This window comes from Streptomyces sp. NPDC048416 (genome assembly GCF_043200435.1).
Taxonomy (GTDB): domain Bacteria; phylum Actinomycetota; class Actinomycetes; order Streptomycetales; family Streptomycetaceae; genus Streptomyces.
The window spans coordinates 585,714-601,544 of sequence record NZ_JBICXU010000001.1 but is presented as its reverse complement, the minus strand read 5'-3'; the positions used below and the strand labels follow the sequence as shown (position 1 = coordinate 601,544).

Annotated in this window: 14 protein-coding genes; 5 read left to right on the top strand and 9 right to left on the bottom strand. The window is 71.2% G+C overall.

The features are described from left to right. Positions 1-553 precede the first annotated feature (553 nt). The 3 genes from ACGFW5_RS02750 (at position 554) to ACGFW5_RS02740 (ending at position 4,593) form a co-directional block, all read left to right on the top strand. Positions 554-2,380, top strand: a complete 1,827-nt coding sequence (locus ACGFW5_RS02750; RefSeq protein WP_393832359.1) for a DEAD/DEAH box helicase — start codon at positions 554-556, stop codon at positions 2,378-2,380. A gap of 691 nt (positions 2,381-3,071) precedes the next feature. Beyond that, positions 3,072-3,716, top strand: coding sequence for a helix-turn-helix domain-containing protein (locus ACGFW5_RS02745; protein ID WP_328312555.1), 645 nt, complete (start codon positions 3,072-3,074; stop codon positions 3,714-3,716). A gap of 88 nt (positions 3,717-3,804) precedes the next feature. Next, positions 3,805-4,593, top strand: a complete 789-nt coding sequence (locus ACGFW5_RS02740; protein ID WP_393832321.1) for a PDZ domain-containing protein — start codon at positions 3,805-3,807, stop codon at positions 4,591-4,593. On the opposite strand, the gene ACGFW5_RS02735 is transcribed toward ACGFW5_RS02740, so the two are convergent. The 8 genes from ACGFW5_RS02735 to ACGFW5_RS02700 form a co-directional block, all read right to left on the bottom strand. Next, positions 4,526-6,046: an MFS transporter gene (locus tag ACGFW5_RS02735; RefSeq protein WP_393832320.1), complete on the bottom strand. Its 1,521-nt coding sequence runs from the start codon at positions 6,044-6,046 to the stop codon at positions 4,526-4,528. The genes ACGFW5_RS02740 and ACGFW5_RS02735 overlap by 68 nt on opposite strands. Then, positions 6,043-6,219, bottom strand: a complete 177-nt coding sequence (locus ACGFW5_RS02730) for a hypothetical protein (RefSeq protein ID WP_393832319.1) — start codon at positions 6,217-6,219, stop codon at positions 6,043-6,045. Before ACGFW5_RS02730 ends, ACGFW5_RS02735 begins: the two co-directional genes overlap by 4 nt. Positions 6,220-6,275: 56 nt before the next feature. Continuing rightward, positions 6,276-6,884, bottom strand: a complete 609-nt coding sequence (locus tag ACGFW5_RS02725) for an ArsR/SmtB family transcription factor (RefSeq protein ID WP_393832318.1) — start codon at positions 6,882-6,884, stop codon at positions 6,276-6,278. A 100-nt stretch (positions 6,885-6,984) separates the two neighbouring features. Beyond that, positions 6,985-7,983, bottom strand: a complete 999-nt coding sequence (locus ACGFW5_RS02720) for a glycine betaine ABC transporter substrate-binding protein (RefSeq protein WP_393832317.1) — start codon at positions 7,981-7,983, stop codon at positions 6,985-6,987. After that, positions 7,983-8,861: an ABC transporter permease gene (locus ACGFW5_RS02715; protein ID WP_393832316.1), complete on the bottom strand. Its 879-nt coding sequence runs from the start codon at positions 8,859-8,861 to the stop codon at positions 7,983-7,985. Before ACGFW5_RS02715 ends, ACGFW5_RS02720 begins: the two co-directional genes overlap by 1 nt. Beyond that, positions 8,858-10,132 carry a betaine/proline/choline family ABC transporter ATP-binding protein gene (locus ACGFW5_RS02710; RefSeq protein WP_393832315.1) on the bottom strand — a complete coding sequence of 425 codons (1,275 nt, stop codon included), beginning with the start codon at positions 10,130-10,132 and terminating at the stop codon, positions 8,858-8,860. Before ACGFW5_RS02710 ends, ACGFW5_RS02715 begins: the two co-directional genes overlap by 4 nt. Beyond that, positions 10,125-10,772, bottom strand: a complete 648-nt coding sequence (locus ACGFW5_RS02705; RefSeq protein ID WP_393832314.1) for an ABC transporter permease — start codon at positions 10,770-10,772, stop codon at positions 10,125-10,127. Before ACGFW5_RS02705 ends, ACGFW5_RS02710 begins: the two co-directional genes overlap by 8 nt. A gap of 24 nt (positions 10,773-10,796) precedes the next feature. Next, a complete protein-coding gene (locus ACGFW5_RS02700; RefSeq protein WP_393832313.1) occupies positions 10,797-11,282 on the bottom strand; it encodes an Lrp/AsnC family transcriptional regulator in 486 nt (161 codons plus the stop codon). 121 nt (positions 11,283-11,403) lie between these two features. Here ACGFW5_RS02700 and hppD point away from each other — a divergent pair, with 121 nt between their 5' ends. Beyond that, positions 11,404-12,549, top strand: a complete 1,146-nt coding sequence (gene hppD, locus ACGFW5_RS02695; protein ID WP_393832312.1) for a 4-hydroxyphenylpyruvate dioxygenase — start codon at positions 11,404-11,406, stop codon at positions 12,547-12,549. 95 nt (positions 12,550-12,644) lie between these two features. Here the strand turns inward: hppD and ACGFW5_RS02690 are convergent, their stop codons facing one another. Further along, on the bottom strand, positions 12,645-14,303 hold the full coding sequence (locus ACGFW5_RS02690; protein ID WP_393832311.1) for a tetratricopeptide repeat protein: 1,659 nt from the start codon (positions 14,301-14,303) through the stop codon (positions 12,645-12,647). Between the two features lie 98 nt (positions 14,304-14,401). Between ACGFW5_RS02690 and ACGFW5_RS02685 the strand changes: the two genes are divergently transcribed. Further along, positions 14,402-15,769, top strand: a complete 1,368-nt coding sequence (locus ACGFW5_RS02685) for an FAD-binding oxidoreductase (RefSeq protein WP_393832310.1) — start codon at positions 14,402-14,404, stop codon at positions 15,767-15,769. Positions 15,770-15,831 lie beyond the last annotated feature (62 nt).

Genomic DNA, 15,831 nt, shown 5'->3' with positions numbered 1-15,831 from the left:
GGTTTGGGGCGGAGCCGCAGGGGCTCTGTCTTCGGCGTGGGGTCGTGGGTGGTTGCTCGCGCAGTTCCTCGCGCCCCTGGCTACGCGATGCCGGGCGGCATGTGCGTCTTCAGCCCGTCCGGCGTCTTCAGCCGGTCCGGCGTTTGAGGACGAGCGCCGTTTAGGCGCGATCGGGGTTTGGGGCGGAGCCGCAGGGGCTCTGTCTTCGGCGTGGGGTCGTGGGTGGTTGCTCGCGCAGTTCCTCGCGCCCCTGGCTACGCGATGCCGGGCAGCATGGGCGTCTTCAGCCCGTTCGGCGTCCTCCGCCCGTCCGGCGTCTTCAGCCGGTCCGGCGTTTGAGGACGGGCGCCGTTCAGGTGCGAACCCGATTTGGGGCGGAGGCCCGGGTGTGAGCCCGCTCTCACAGGCGGCCCGCCGGGGCGGGGCCGCCGGGGCTCGACCCCCCGCGCCGGTAAGGTGGCCCGGTTGTCGTACGTAAGAGCCGGTGTTCCGAACCCCGCCCGGACGGGGCCGGGCCCGCCTCAGCAGCAGCCCGCCGGGCCCCGCGGCCCGGATGCCCGTGATCCCGTACACCGAGAGCCCCGAGCCGGAGACCGTGACTACTACCGCCTCCCACCACCTCTCACCCGCCTTCCCCGGCCGCGCCCCCTGGGGCACCGCCAACAAGCTGCGCGCCTGGCAGCAGGGTGCCCTGGAGAGGTACGTCCAGGAGCAGCCGCGCGACTTCCTCGCCGTCGCGACGCCCGGCGCCGGCAAGACGACCTTCGCGCTGACGCTCGCGTCGTGGCTGCTCCACCACCACGTGGTGCAGCAGATCACCGTCGTCGCGCCGACCGAACACCTCAAGAAGCAGTGGTCGGACGCGGCGGCCCGCGTCGGCATCAAACTCGACCCGGACTACAGCGCCGGCCCGTTGAACCGCGAGTACCACGGCGTCGCCGTCACCTACGCCGGTGTCGGCGTGCGCCCGATGCTGCACCGCAACCGCTGCGAGCAGCGCAAGACGCTCGTCATCCTCGACGAGATCCACCATGCCGGTGACAGCAAGTCGTGGGGCGAGGCGTGCCTCGAAGCGTTCGATCCCGCCACCCGGCGGCTCGCGCTCACCGGTACGCCCTTCCGGTCCGACACCAACCCGATCCCGTTCGTCACGTACGAGGAGGGGAACGACGGCATCCGGCGTTCCTCCGCCGACTACACGTACGGATACGGCAACGCGCTCGCCGACGGTGTCGTGCGGCCGGTCATATTCATGAGCTACAGCGGCAACATGCGCTGGCGCACCAAGGCCGGCGACGAGATCGCGGCGCGGCTCGGCGAGCCGATGACCAAGGACGCCATCTCGCAGGCGTGGCGCACCGCGCTCGACGCGCGCGGCGACTGGATGCCCAATGTGCTGCGCGCCGCCGACCAGCGCCTCACCGAGGTCAGGAAGGCCATCCCGGACGCCGGCGCGCTCGTCATCGCCTCCGACCAGGACTCCGCCCGCGCCTACGCCAAACTGATCCGCGAGATCACCGGCACGAAGGCGACCGTCGTCCTGTCCGACGACACCGGCGCCTCCAAGCGGATCGACGAGTTCGCCGAGGGCGACCAGCGGTGGATGGTCGCCGTCCGCATGGTGTCGGAGGGCGTCGACGTGCCGCGCCTCGCCGTCGGCGTGTACGCCACCACCATTTCGACCCCCCTCTTCTTCGCCCAGGCCGTCGGCCGTTTCGTACGGTCGCGCAGGCGCGGTGAGACCGCTTCCGTTTTCCTGCCCACCATTCCGATGCTGCTCGGCTTCGCCAACGAGATGGAGGTCGAGCGCGACCACGTGCTCGACAAGCCGAAGAAGGACGGCGAGGAAGACCCGTACGCCGAGTCCGAGCAGGAAATGGACGACGCGAACAAGCAGGAGGACGAGGACACGGGGGAGCAGGACATGCTGCCCTTCGAGGCCCTGGAATCCGATGCCGTCTTCGACCGCGTCATGTACAACGGCGCCGAATTCGGCATGCAGGCCCACCCGGGAAGCGAGGAGGAGCAGGACTATCTCGGCATTCCCGGGCTGCTCGAACCCGACCAGGTGCAGATGCTGCTCCAGAAGCGGCAGGCCCGGCAGATCGCGCACAGCCGCCAGAAGCCGGCCGACCAGGCCGATCTGCTGGAAATGCCCGCCGAGCGGCGCCCGGTCGTCTCGCACAAGGAACTGCTCGAACTGCGCAAGTCGTTGAACACGATGGTCGGCGCGTACGTCCACCAGAGCGGCAAGCCGCACGGTGTCATCCACACCGAGCTGCGCCGGGTGTGCGGCGGTCCGCCGAGCGCCGAGGCCTCGGCCGGGCAGCTCCGCGAGCGGATCAAGAAGGTCCAGGAGTGGGCGACCCGTATGAAGTAGCCCCCCGGCGGCGGGGCGGGGGAGCACGCGAGCGGGGCCCGGTGTCTGCTGCCGGGTCCCGTACGTATTCCGGCGGGGCTGGTGCCGGGTCCCGAGCCGGGTCCCGAGCCGGGTCCCGTTCGTGTTCCCGGCGGGGCTGGTGCTGGGTCCCGTTCGTGTTTCCGGCGGGGCTGGTGCCGGGTCCCGAAGGTGTTGGCGAGGCTGGCGCCGGGTTGCGCTTGCGTTCCCAACTGGGCTGCTGCCGGGCCCCGTTCGGGTTCCCGTGGGGTCGGGGCGCGCCCCGGCGGACGGCTTCCGCGGGCGTCCTGCCGTACGACTGTCGTCGGGTAATGTCCCGGCAAATCTGTGGTGCCAGGCCTCGCTCCCCGGCGATACGGACTTAGATCCCGAAGGTGATCGAACGGGGACCAAATTCATCGCTTCCGGTGTTTATTTGTCCATCCACTGGGTCTGTTCCGCCCATTCCGCAGGGCCCGGAATTCTGCTCGCGCCCGGATTCTGGACGAGGTCTTCCGCTGAGCGGTGTCCGCTCGCTACTGTCCCCGCCATGCAAAACGCCCCGTGGCAGCGTCGCCGCGGAGCGCAGCCGGTGCCTTGGCCTCGCCGGCGGGCTCTGCGCGCGACGCCGATGGGACCGGCGCCGCGAACCACGTGAGAGTGCCGCCGCGACTCGCCACCTAAGGAGTGGGTCGTGACCGCGGAGACCTCCCAGACGCTCGACCGGGGACTACGTGTCCTCAAACTGCTCGCCGACACCGACCACGGTCTGACGGTCACCGAGTTGTCCAACAAACTCGGCGTCAACCGCACGGTCGTCTACCGCCTGCTCGCCACCCTGGAGCAGCACACCCTCGTACGCCGTGACCTGGGCGGCCGGGCCCGCGTCGGGCTCGGGGTGCTGCGCCTGGGCCGCCAGGTGCATCCGCTGGTCCGCGAGGCGGCGCTGCCCGCGCTGCGCTCGCTCGCCGAGGACATAGGGGCCACCGCCCACCTCACGCTGGTCGACGGTTCCGACGCGCTCGCCGTGGCCGTGGTCGAGCCGACCTGGACGGACTACCACGTCGCCTACCGCGCCGGGTTCCGTCACCCCCTGGACAAGGGCGCCGCGGGCCGGGCGATCCTCTCGGCCCGGCAGAGCGGCGGCCTGGGCGAGCCCGGTTTCACCCTCACCCACGGCGAGCTGGAGGCCGGGGCCAGCGGCGCCGCGGCCCCGCTGGTCGGGGTCACCGGGATAGAGGGCAGCGTGGGTGTGGTGATGCTCGCCGATGCGGTGCCCGAGCGGGTCGGGCCCCGGGTGGTGGACGCGGCGAAGGAAGTCGCCGACGCCCTGCGCTGAGCGGCGACGACCGGCCCCCGGCCCCCGGGGCCACGGGTGGCGAGGGGCGTGCGGCCGTCGGCAGGGAGCGTACGACTAGATTGGGGCCGTGCTCACTCGTCACTCCCGCCTCCGCAACCTCGCCGTCGGCGCCGCACCGGTCGTCGCGCTGCTCGCCGTCGCCTGCTTCGCGCCGCTGCCGTTCGCGGTGGCCCAGCCGGGGCCGACCGCGAACGTGCTGGGGAACGACGAGGGCAAGCCGGTGATCACCATCACCGGCGCGTCCACCCGCCCCACCAGCGGGCAGCTGCGCATGACCACCATCCTGGCCACCGGGCCCGACGCGGATGTCAAAATCTCCGACGTCGTCGACGGCTGGTTCCGCGCCGACCGGGCCGTCATGCCACATGACTCGGTCTATCCGGGCGGCGGCAGCGAGAAGGACATTTCCGAGCACAACCAGGCGGAGATGAAGCAGTCCCAGGACGCCGCCTCCGTCGCGGCCCTCGGCTATCTCGGCCTGAGCCCCGCCAAGGTCAAGGTCGATCTGCACCTCGCCGACGTCGGCGGCCCGAGCGCGGGCCTGCTCTTCACGCTCGGCATCATCGACAAACTGAACGGCGACGGCTCCGGCGGCGACCTCACCGGCGGCCGCACCATCGCAGGCACCGGGACGATCGCCGGGAACGGAACGGTCGGTGAGGTCGGCGGTGTCGCGCTCAAGACCCGGGCCGCCGCCCGGGACGGGGCGACCGTGTTCCTCGTACCGAAGGGCGAGTGTTCGGACGCCGCGTCCGGACTGCCCAAGGGGCTGCGCCTGATCCCCGTGACTACGCTGAAGGGCGCGGTGTCCGCGCTCCAGGCCCTGCAAAAGGGCCGGCCGGTTCCGTCCTGCTGATTGAGTCGGTGCTGGTGTCGTGACCGGTGCCGATGCCGGTGCCGGTGCCCGCGCTGGTCCTGGTGTCGGAGCCGGCGCTGGTGCTGGAGCCGGAGCCGGAGTCTGACCCCGAGCCCGAGCCCGAGCCCGAGCCGGAGCCCGAGCCCGAGCCGGAGCCCGAGGCGGGGACCGCGGTGGCGGCGAGGCCTACGACCTCCGCCTTCTCGGAGCCGCCCGCCGCGTTCATGTCCTTCCACGACGGGAAGACCAGCGGGCTCAGCGTCGCCAGCAGGTACACCCCGCCGACCAGGAGCAGCGCTCCGCGAAGCCCCGTGCTCTCGACGAGGAAACCGGCGGCGAGCCCTCCGAGCGGCATCGCCAGTTCACCGCCCGCCGTGAGCACCCCCGAGACCCGGCTGCGCAGCGCGTCCGGCACCTGCTCGTAGATCACCGTCGTGAGGATGGGGTTGAGCGTGCCGCTCGCGAGCCCCGCCACCGCCATCGTGACGGCCAGCGGCAGCGTGGTGCCGGTCAGCGCGGCCACGGCGTACCGGGGCGCCCCGCAGAGCAGCACGCACACCGAGAAGACCGTACGGCGCGGAAAGCGGTGGCCGAGCAGGCCGTACAGGAGCGCGCCGGCGAGGCCGCCCGCCCCGAACAGGGCGGACAGCAGGCCGAGTTGGGGTGCTCCGCCCAGGTTCCGTGCGGCGTGGATCGGCAGGAGTACGGCGTTCCAGCCCTGGTCGGTGCCGTTCATCAGCATGACCGTGACGACGATGGCGAGGAGGAGCCGGGTGCGCGCCAAGTGGGCGTATCCCTCGCGCAGTTCGGCCTTGTACGTGCGGGGTGAGACGGGCGGTGCGTCGCGCCGGGGCCGGGCCTCGGGGACGCCGCGCAGGCCGGCCGCGACCAGCACCGCCGATGCGGCGAAGGTGGCGGCGTCGATGAGCAGGACGTTGCCCGCGCCGGTCAGGGCGATGAGTACGCCGGCCAGGGCCGCGCCGGTCATCCGGGCGCCGCGCGCGACGGCGTCGTATCCACTGGCCGCACGCGACAGGGTCGTACCCGACCGGTTCGCGAGGTCCGGCAGCAGGACGTAGCGGGCCGTTACGCCCGGGGTGTGGGCGAGGCCGCCCAGCGCCATCAGGGCGCACAGCAGCCAGAACGCGAGGAGTCCGGCGTGGTGCAGCAGCGGGATCGCGCCGACGGCGAGCCCGCACACCACGTCGGAGCCCACCGAGATCCGGCGGCGCCCCACGCGGTCGATGACCGGACCGCCGATGAGCGCCGCCATGACGATCGGCAGCGTCGCGCAGAAGGCGACGACTCCCGCCCGGCCCGCGCTGCCCGTGGTCTCCAGCACGAACCACGGCACACCGATGAAGGTCAGTGAACTGCCGGTCGCCGAAACGGCGTTGGCGGTCAGGACCGCCGTGAGTGGCTTTGTGTCGCGGTGTCCCCCCGGCCCGCTCATGCGAGGCCGGCTCGCCGATGGGGCGGCTGCTGGGTCAGGCGTAGCCCCAACTCGACGAGTATCCAGCCCAGTTGGGCGCGCAGGGGCGGCTTGCTGGGGAGTGGGGTGCGGGCCTTGGCGGCCAGTTCGGCGGTGCGCAGGTGGTGCAGGAGGAGGTGGGTGTCGCTGTGCATGGTGCGAGTCCCTTCGGCGGGGCCGGCCTCGGCGGGCCGGATGCGGTGGGCCGGGCTCAGCGGGGCTGGTTGGAACGCGGGAAGGAGTGCAGGTGGACGCGGACCTGGGCGGCGTCGGACTCCGGCGCGATGGCTCGGTACGTCTCGACGACGGCGTGCAGCTTGTCGTTGAGCTCCTGGAGCTGGGCGGCGGTGAGGTTCAGGGTGAAGTCGCTCAGGTCGCCGCTGGAGGCCCATGGTTCGGGCCAGTCGCGCAGGGTGCCGAGCCAGGTCGCCAGTTCCTGGGTGTGGATGGTGGCGACCTCGTGCATGAACAGATCGGCCGCGCCCCGTACCTCCGGGTCGGCGCTGGTGTGCAGGCCCTTGGCGAAGGAGGTGCCGCTGTGGGCGGCCTTCCACCAGCGCTCGCGCCCCTTGCCGCGCCCCGGGTCGTCCTCGACGAATCCGTGCGAGGCGAGCTGGCGCAGGTGGTAGCTGGTCGCGCCGCTCGACTCGCCGAGCCGCTCGGCCAGTCGGGAGGCGGTGGCCGGTCCGTCGTGGCGCAGCGACTTCAGGATCTGGATGCGCAGGGGGTGGGCGAGACCGCGCAGGGAGCGGGCGTCGAGGATGCGCTCGCCGGACTCGTTCTCGGGCGGCTGGGCGCCGGGCCGCTTGTTCTCGGGCATGGTCCAAAGATAGCTATGCAAAGAGAGGCTTGCAACGCTTTCTTTGCATCAACTTCTTTGCACCGTGTTCTTTGCATGCGCCGCCGGGCCCGGATCCGGTTCACCCCTTCTTGATGAACCCCTCCCGCACCAGCCACTCCAGCGCCACGTCATGCGGGTCCTGGCCGTCCACGTCGACCCGGGCGTTCAGCTGACGGGCGACCTGCGTGGTCAGCTTCGCGCTGACCGGGTCCAACAGGCCTGCCATCGCCGGGTACTTCGCGTACGTCCTGCTGTGCAGGATCGGCGCCGCGTTGTAGTTGGGGAAGAAGTGCTTGTCGTCCTCGACGGTCGCCAGGTTCATCGCCTGGATGCGTCCGTCGGTGGTGAACACCTCGCCCAGCAGGCAGGAGTTGGACTTGGACACCTGGGTGTAGATGATCCCGGCGTCCATCTTCTGGATGTTGGACGCGGGGACCGACATCCCGTACGCCTTCTCCATGCCGGGCAGCCCGTCCTCGCGCGAGGCGAACTCGTTCTCCACGCAGATCGTCACCGCCGACGGGTCCTTCTTGGACAGCGCGGCCACGTCGGAGAGCGTCTTGAGGTGGTACTTGGCGTTGTTGGACTGGCTGATGCCCAGCGAGTAGGTGTTGTCGAGGGTCGACTGGGGCAGCCACGTCACGCCGTTCTTCAGGTCGGCGTCGCGCACCGCCCGCCACTGCGCCTGCGGGTCGACGATCGGCTTGCTGTTGCCCAGGTACGTGATCCACGCCGTGCCCGTGTAGTCGTACATCGCATCGGCGTCGCCCTTCACGATCGCCTCGCGGGCGCTGATCGAGCCCGGCAGGTTCGTCCGGTCCAGGACCTCGGCGCCGGCCGCCTTGAAGACCAGGCCGACCATCTGCCCCAGGATGATGTTCTCGCTGAAGTTCTTCGACGTGACCGTCAAGGAGGCCCCCTTGAGGGGCAGGCCCTTGCCGAGCGAGCCCGGCAGTACGTCGTCCACCAGCGGGGAGCCGGACTTCAGCCCGCAGCCCGACACCACGGCGAGCAGCGCCAGAGCGCCGCCGGCGCCGGCCAGGGCCGTACGGACGTGCCGCACACGGCGGTGCCGCATCACTCCACCTCCAGTCCGCGCGGGGTCAGCGCCACCTCGGCAAGCGACGCGAGCCAGTCCACGAGCAGCGCGAGAGCCACCGTCAGGATCGAGCCGAGGACCAGGACCGGCATGCGCTGGGTCTGGATGCCGGAGGTGATCAGGTCGCCGAGTCCGCCCCCGCCGCCGAACGTGGCGAGTGTGGCGGTGCCGACGTTCAGGACGAGCGCGGTGCGCACCCCCGCGAGGATCAGCGGCACCGCCAGCGGCAGTTCGACCCGGCCCAGGGTGCCGAGCGCCGACATGCCGATGCCCCGGGCCGCCTCCACGAGCTGGGGGTCGATCGCCTTCAGGCCGGCCACCGTGTTGGACAGGACCGGCAGGACCGCGTAGATCACCATGCCGATGATCGCCGTGCCCGGCCCGATGCCCAGCCAGATCACCAGGAGCGCGAGCAGGCCGATGGCCGGGGTGGCCTGGCCGATGTTGGCGAGCGCGGTGACCGGCGGGGCAGCCCTGCTCAGCCCGCGCCGGGTCAGCGCGATACCGAGCGGGATCGCGATGATCAGCACCCAGAACGTCGAGATCGCGGTCAGCTTCACGTGCTGCCACAGGCGCAGCTGGACGTTGCCGTTGTCCAGGGAGTTCTTGGCGATCGTGTCCAGATGGACGGTGGTGATCCAGAAGTACGTGATCACCAGGACCACCGCGAGGACCAGCGGCAGGAAGACCAGCTTCTGCCAGGTGATCCTGCGGGCCGGTCTGCCCGGTACCGGGCTCGCCGCGTCCTCGGGCTCGGGCTCGGCGAGCGGATCGGGGAGCTCGTCGCGGAAGGCGTGGCCCTTCACCTCGTGCTCGCCCGGCGGGCGCTCGGCCGGAGCGGGGCTTCTCGGCGTCATGACTCCTCCGCACCGCCCTCCAGCTCCTGTTCTCTCTGGTGGTGGCGGAGCTCTTCGAGGTCGTGCTGGTGCTCGATGGCGGCGAGCCGGTCGGCCTCAAGGAGCTCGTGCACGGAGTTCATCAGGGTCTCCATGTCGACGACGCCGATGTACTCGCCGCGCCGCCCGGTCACCGCGACCCGGCCACCGGAGTCGGTGAGCACGGCCTCCAGGGCGTCGTGCAGCGTCGCGTCCCGGGTCACCGTGTCGTGCACCAGTTGGCCGGCCCGCGCGAGCGAGCCCTTGGCGCGCATCAGGTCGCCGCGCCGCAGCCACTTGTAGGGCCGGTTCCTGCGGTCCAGCATGAGCAGTTCGTTGTGCGGGCCGCTGCGCAGCTTGTTGAAGATCGACTGGAGCGGGTCGTCGACGGTGACGGTGGGGAAGTCGGCCATCTCCACGTCCCGTACGCGGGTGAGGTTGAGCCGCTTCAGTGCCGCGCCCGCGCCCACGAACCCGGACACGAAGTCGTCGGCGGGGTTGGTGAGGATCGCCTCGGGGGTGTCGAACTGGGCGATGTGCGAGTGTTCGCGCAGCACCGCGATCCGGTCGCCCAGCTTGATCGCCTCGTCGAAGTCGTGGGTCACGAAGACGATCGTCTTGTGCAGCTCGTGCTGGAGGCGGATCAGCTCGTCCTGGAGGTGGTCGCGGGTGATCGGGTCGACCGCGCCGAACGGCTCGTCCATCAAAAGCACCGGCGGATCGGCCGCCAACGCCCGTGCCACGCCCACGCGTTGCTGCTGACCACCGGAGAGCTGGCGCGGATAGCGGCCGTGGAACTCGCGCGGGTCGAGGCCGACCAGGTCGAGCATTTCCTCGACCCGGTCCTTGACCTTCGCCTTGGACCAGCCGGTCATCTTCGGCACGAGTGCGATGTTCTCGGCGACCGTCATGTGCGGGAACAGCCCGGACGACTGGATCGCGTACCCGACCTTGCGGCGCAGCTTCACCGGGTCGATGTCCGTGACGTCCTCGTCGTTGATCCGGATGCGACCGGACGTCGGCTCGATCAACCGGTTGATCATCTTGAGGGTCGTCGACTTGCCGCAGCCCGAGGGGCCCACGAACACGACGGTCTCGCCCGCCTTGATCTCCATGGTCACGCTGTCCACGGACGGGGTGGCGTTGCCCGGGTAGCGCTTGGTGAGGTTTTCCAGCTGGATGGAGGCCCCGGACGTCGCCGCGTGGCCCGGCCCCTCGTGTGCGGGACCTTCGGGCTCGGATCGCTCAGACACGGATCCCCCTCGGAATGGTGAGACGGCCGATGAGTACGTACGCCGCGTCGAAGAGCAGGGCGAGCACCACGATGCCGAGGGTGCCCGCCAGCACCTGGTTGATGGCATTCGCGCTGCCCAGCGACGCGATCCCGCGGAAGATCTCGTTGCCGAGCCCCGGACCCGACGCGTACGCCGCGATCGCTGCGATGCCCATCAGCATCTGCGTGGAGACCCGGATGCCGGTCAGGATGGGCGGCCAGGCCAGCGGGAGTTCGACCCGGAGCAGGCGGGCGGCGCGCGACATCCCGATGCCCTTGGCGGCGTCCACGAGGGCCGGGTCGACGCCGCGCAGGCCGACGATGGAGTTCCGCACGATCGGCAGGAGCCCGTACAGGGTCAGGGTGACGACCGTGGGCGCCACGCCCAGGCCCACCAGCGGGATCAGCAGGCCGATCATGGCGAGCGAGGGGATCGTGAGGATCGTCGAGGTGGACGTGATGGCGAGGCCCGCCGCCCAGCCGCTGCGGTAGGTCACCACGCCGATGACGACGCCGAGCACGGTGGCGATCACCATGCACTGGAACACCGCGCTCGCGTGCTGGAGCGCGTCGGTGAGCAGCTGTTGGTGTCTGCCGGACAGGTAGTCCCAGAAGCCCACGCGCTCACCCCTGTCGGTCTCCGGTCAGCCACCGCCGGACACGGAGTCCTGACCCGCCTGCTCCACCAGCGGGATGATCCGCAGCGGGACCGGGTTCTCCATGACGATCGCCGTCGCGGCCCGGACGATGCCATCAAAACCGACAACCCGGTCGATCACACGTTGGAGATCGGCGTTGGAGCGCGCCACCAGACGGCACAGCATGTCGCCCTGGCCGGTGGTGGTGTGCAGCTCAAGGACCTCGGGCACGGACGCCAAGTGGGCCCGCACATCGGCCCCCTGGCCCTGTTTGATCTCCAGGGTGGCGAACGCGGTGACCGGGTAGCCGAGCGCGGCCGGATCGACGTCGGGACCGAAGCCCCGGATGACTCCATTCGACTGAAGCCGGTCGAGCCGCGCCTGGACCGTGCCGCGGGCCACCCCGAGCCGCCGGGACGCCTCCAGGACGCCGATGCGGGGCTCACGCGCGAGCAGCACGATCAGCCGCCCGTCCAGATGATCGATCGCCATGGCCGCCTCCGGATGGTCATCGTGTACAGAACGCCCCCTCATGGTGGCCGGAGACTGCACAGATTGACCAGTGAAAACGCGAACTATTGCGCAGCTTGCCCTCCGGGGCGACGCTCCCTCTATGACTGAGACCCTGGATCAGACCCCCGGAACCGCGCGGCAGGCCGACCCCTTCCCGGTGAAGGGCATGGACGCGGTGGTCTTCGCCGTGGGCAACGCCAAGCAGGCCGCGCACTACTACTCGACGGCCTTCGGCATGAAGCTGGTCGCGTACTCCGGACCGGAGAACGGCAGCCGTGAGACCGCCAGCTACGTGCTGACCAGCGGCGCCGCCCGCTTCGTGTTCACCTCCGTCATCAAGCCCACCACCGACCGCGGCCGCTTCCTCGCCGAGCACGTCGCCGAGCACGGTGACGGTGTGGTGGACCTCGCCATCGAGGTGCCCGACGCGCGGGCCGCGTACCAGTACGCCACCGAGCACGGCGCCACCGGTCTTGAGGAGCCGCACGAGGTCAAGGACGAGCACGGCACCGTCGTCCTCGCCGCGATCGCCACGTACGGCAAGACCCGGCACACCCTGGTCGAGCGCTCCGGCTACGAGGGCGCCTACCTGCCCGGGTTCGTCGCCGTCGCGCCGATGGTCGAGCCCGTGGAGAAGAGGTTCTTCCAGGCCATCGACCACTGCGTGGGCAATGTCGAGCTCGGCAAGATGGACGAGTGGGTGGCGTTCTACAACAACGTCATGGGCTTCACCAACATGAAGGAGTTCGTGGGCGACGACATCGCCACCGAGTACTCCGCGCTCATGTCCAAGGTCGTCGCCGACGGCACCCTCAAGGTGAAGTTCCCGCTCAACGAGCCGGCCATCGCCAAGAAGAAGTCGCAGATCGACGAGTACCTGGAGTTCTACGGCGGCCCCGGCGTCCAGCACATCGCGCTCGCCACCAACGACATCGTCGCCTCGGTGAAGGCCATGCGCGCAGCCGGTGTCCAGTTCCTCGACACCCCCGACTCGTACTACGACACCCTCGGCGAGTGGGCCGGCGAGACCCGGGTGCCCGTCGAGACGCTGCGCGAGCTGAAGATCCTCGTCGACCGCGACGAGGACGGCTACCTGCTCCAGATCTTCACCAAGCCGGTGCAGGACCGCCCGACCGTCTTCTTCGAAATGATCGAGCGGCACGGTTCGATGGGCTTCGGCAAGGGCAACTTCAAGGCCCTGTTCGAGGCGATCGAGCGCGAGCAGGAGCGGCGCGGCAACCTCTGAGCCGCAACTGATCGCAGCCGTACGGTAATTGAGTTACCGTCATGAGTCCCCGGCCCCACGGACCTGACCCGTGGGGCCGTGGCCTTGCACCGTGCTCAGCCGCGCCGTGACGGCTTCGCGGGTCTGGCGGGCCGGGGCCTTGCCGGGCGCCTGGCGCCCTGGTTCGACGCGGAGCCGGACGACGCGGAACTCCCGTCCCCGCCGCCGCCTGCGCCGCCGGAACCGCCGCCGGAGCTGGAGTCGGAGCCGGACGAGCCCGCCTGAGAAGACGCGGCCGCCACGTGCCCGTACATGTCCTTCGGGCCGCCGTCCGACGGCTCACCCAGCGCGGCGAGAGCTTCCTTCGCCTTCGGCGCGAGCGTCGGCGAGAAGTACGGGTTGGTGCGCAACGCGTCCTGAAGGTGACGCCTGGCCGCGCCCGACTGGCCCAACTCCTGCTCGATGACGCCCTGGTGGTAGGCGAAGAGGGCGTCGCGCACCCCGGAGTCGGTCGCCTTCTTCACGTGCGCCAGCGCCTGCTCCGTCTCACCCGCCCGGTACATCGCCCAGCCCAGCGCATCCTCCGCCGCCGCACTGGGATGCGCCCGCCACTCGGCGTCGAGCCGGTCCACCGCGGCGCGCGCCGCCCCGTGGTCCGCCTCGAACCGGCCGAGCACCAAGGCGTCGTCCACCCCGTTGGCGCCGTCCCGCGCGGCCAGCTCGCGCAGCTTGTCGAACCAGGTGCGCGCATCGCCGTCCAGGCCCTGGGACTCGTACAACTCGCCGAGCTCCATGACGTATTCGGGCCGCGGCAGCCGGGCGACCGCCGCCAGGTAGTCGCGCCGGGCGTCCGCCTTGCGGCCCAGCGCCACCTCGGCCCTCGCCCGGCCCGCGAGCGCCGCGTGCGCCCCCGGGTCGGCGTGCAGCGCGGCCTCGTACCGCGCGAGCGCGCCCTCCGGCTCGCCCCGCTCCCACGCCAGGTCGCCCGCCGCGGCCAGCGCGGCCGCCTTCTGCACGGGCGACGTGGCGTGCGCGACCGCCTCGTCGAGGGCCACCGTGGCGTCCTCGCGCCAGCCGCGCGCCCGGTAGACCTCGGCCGCCCGCGTCAACGCGGCCGGCCCCTCCCGCAGTTCGAGCAGTTTCTCCACCGCTTTCGCGGCGCCCTTGAGGTCGCCGAGACCGTCGTACGCCTCGATCAGCGCCGGGTAGAGCGTCCAGCGGTCCGCCGCGCGGGCCCTGACCCCCTCGGCCAGGGTGCGTGCCGCCGCATAGTCGTGCCGGGCGTTGGCGAGGGCCGCGAGCCCGATCTCGGCGTCCTGATTGTCCTTCGGCCGCACCTGGAGCGAGCGCCGCAGCGCCCCTTCGGCCCGGGGATAGAACGAGGGGTCGGCGCCCCGCACCCCGCGCTCCACATACGCCGAGCCCAGCACCGCCCAGGACGCCTCGTCCTTGGGGTGGGTGCGCACCCAGGCGGCCCGGTCCGTGATGAGGGCCGTCAGATCGCCCACCGACGCGGGCGCCCCCGCGGCCACCGCCGTCAGGGCGCGGGCCGCGGGCGCCGGGGCGGGCGGCGCCGCCTTGGGCCCTGGGCCCTCGGGCATGAGCAGCACGACACCCCCGACCAGCGTGCCCGCCGCGAGCGCCACCAGACCGGCCCGCCGCAGGGCGGTCCACGGTCCCGGGCGCCGCGGGGTGCGCTGGGCCGCGGCCGAGGCCGAGAGCCAGGCCGCCCGCCGCGCCGCGTCCGTGTCCCGGTCCGTCTTCGTGGTCTCCATGGAGATCACTGTGCGTCAATAGGAAGAGCTGACCCGGTCCCCCCGACCGGCCGGGGAAAGGGTTCACACCGATGGCCCCCGGGTGCCAGGCTGAAGACATGGACGATCTTCTCGAACGGCTGCGTAAGGGCCTCCCGGCGGACGCCGTCATCACCGACCCCGACATCACCGCCTCCTACGCCCACGACATGGCGAGCTTCTGCTCGGCCGGAAGCCCGGCCGTCGTGGTGCTGCCCCGCACCGTCGAGGAGGTCCAGCACGTGATGCGTACGGCCACCGCGCTGCGCGTGCCCGTCGTGCCGCAGGGCGCGCGCACCGGACTGTCCGGAGCGGCCAACGCGAGCGACGGCTGCATCGTCCTGTCCCTGGTCAAGATGGACCGCATCCTGGAGATCAGCCCGGTGGACCGGGTCGCGGTCGTCGAACCCGGCGTCGTCAACGCCGTCCTGTCACGAGCCGTCCACGAGCACGGGCTCTACTACCCGCCGGATCCCTCCAGTTGGGAGATGTGCACCATCGGCGGGAACATCGGCACCGCGTCCGGCGGCCTGTGCTGCGTGAAGTACGGCGTGACCGCCGAGTACGTACTCGGCCTCGAAGTGGTCCTCGCCGACGGGCGGCTCATGAGCACCGGGCGGCGCACCGCCAAGGGCGTCGCCGGGTACGACCTGACCCGGCTGTTCGTCGGCTCCGAGGGCAGCCTCGGCATCGTTGTCAAGGCGGTCCTCGCGCTGCGGCCCGCGCCGCCGCCGCAGCTCGTGCTCGCCGCCGAGTTCGGCTCGGCGGCCGCCGCCTGCGACGCCGTCGTCGCGATCATGGAGCGCGGCCACACGCCGTCGCTGCTCGAACTCATGGACCGCACCACCATCCAGGCCGTCAACCGCATGGCGAACATGGGACTGCCCGAGAGCACCGAGGCGCTGCTGCTCGCCGCCTTCGACACCCCCGACCCGGCCGCCGACCTCGCCGCCGTCGGCGCGTTGTGCACCGCCGCGGGCGCCACCGACGTCGTCCCCGCCGACAGCGTCGCCGAGTCCGAACTGCTGCTCCAGGCACGGCGGTTGTCCCTGACCGCCCTGGAAACGATCAAGTCGGCCACGATGATTGACGACGTGTGCGTGCCGCGCTCGAAGCTCGCCGCGATGCTGGAGGGCACCTCGGCGATCGCCGCCACGTACGGACTGACCATCGGCGTCTGCGCGCACGCCGGCGACGGCAACACCCACCCCGTGGTCTGCTTCGACGCCGCCGACGAGGACGAGTCACGGCGCGCCCGCGAGTCGTTCGACGAGATCATGGCGCTCGGCCTCAAACTGGGCGGCACCATCACCGGCGAACACGGCGTCGGGGTCCTGAAGAAGGAGTGGCTGGCCCGCGAACTCGGACCGGTCGGCGTCGAGATGCAGCGCGCGGTCAAGCACGCCTTCGACCCGCTGGGTCTGCTCAACCCCGGCAAGCTGTTCTGACGGCGACCTCGCACGCCTGCGCCTGCGCCTCGGCCTCGCACACCTGCGCCTTGCGCGCCTGG

Bases quoted from the DNA above. Each gene is read 5' to 3' on its own strand.
- ACGFW5_RS02715 (WP_393832316.1), bottom strand. From the start codon at position 8,861: ATGACGCCGAGAAGCCCCGCTCCGGCCGAGCGCCCGCCGGGCGAGCAC.
- ACGFW5_RS02730 (WP_393832319.1), bottom strand. From the start codon at position 6,219: ATGCACAGCGACACCCACCTCCTCCTGCACCACCTGCGCACCGCCGAA.
- ACGFW5_RS02720 (WP_393832317.1), bottom strand. From the start codon at position 7,983: ATGCGGCACCGCCGTGTGCGGCACGTCCGTACGGCCCTGGCCGGCGCC.
- ACGFW5_RS02750 (WP_393832359.1), top strand. From the start codon at position 554: ATGCCCGTGATCCCGTACACCGAGAGCCCCGAGCCGGAGACCGTGACT.
- ACGFW5_RS02685 (WP_393832310.1), top strand. From the start codon at position 14,402: ATGGACGATCTTCTCGAACGGCTGCGTAAGGGCCTCCCGGCGGACGCC.
- ACGFW5_RS02725 (WP_393832318.1), bottom strand. From the start codon at position 6,884: ATGCCCGAGAACAAGCGGCCCGGCGCCCAGCCGCCCGAGAACGAGTCC.
- hppD (WP_393832312.1), top strand. From the start codon at position 11,404: ATGACTGAGACCCTGGATCAGACCCCCGGAACCGCGCGGCAGGCCGAC.
- ACGFW5_RS02735 (WP_393832320.1), bottom strand. From the start codon at position 6,046: ATGAGCGGGCCGGGGGGACACCGCGACACAAAGCCACTCACGGCGGTC.
- ACGFW5_RS02690 (WP_393832311.1), bottom strand. From the start codon at position 14,303: ATGGAGACCACGAAGACGGACCGGGACACGGACGCGGCGCGGCGGGCG.
- ACGFW5_RS02700 (WP_393832313.1), bottom strand. From the start codon at position 11,282: ATGGCGATCGATCATCTGGACGGGCGGCTGATCGTGCTGCTCGCGCGT.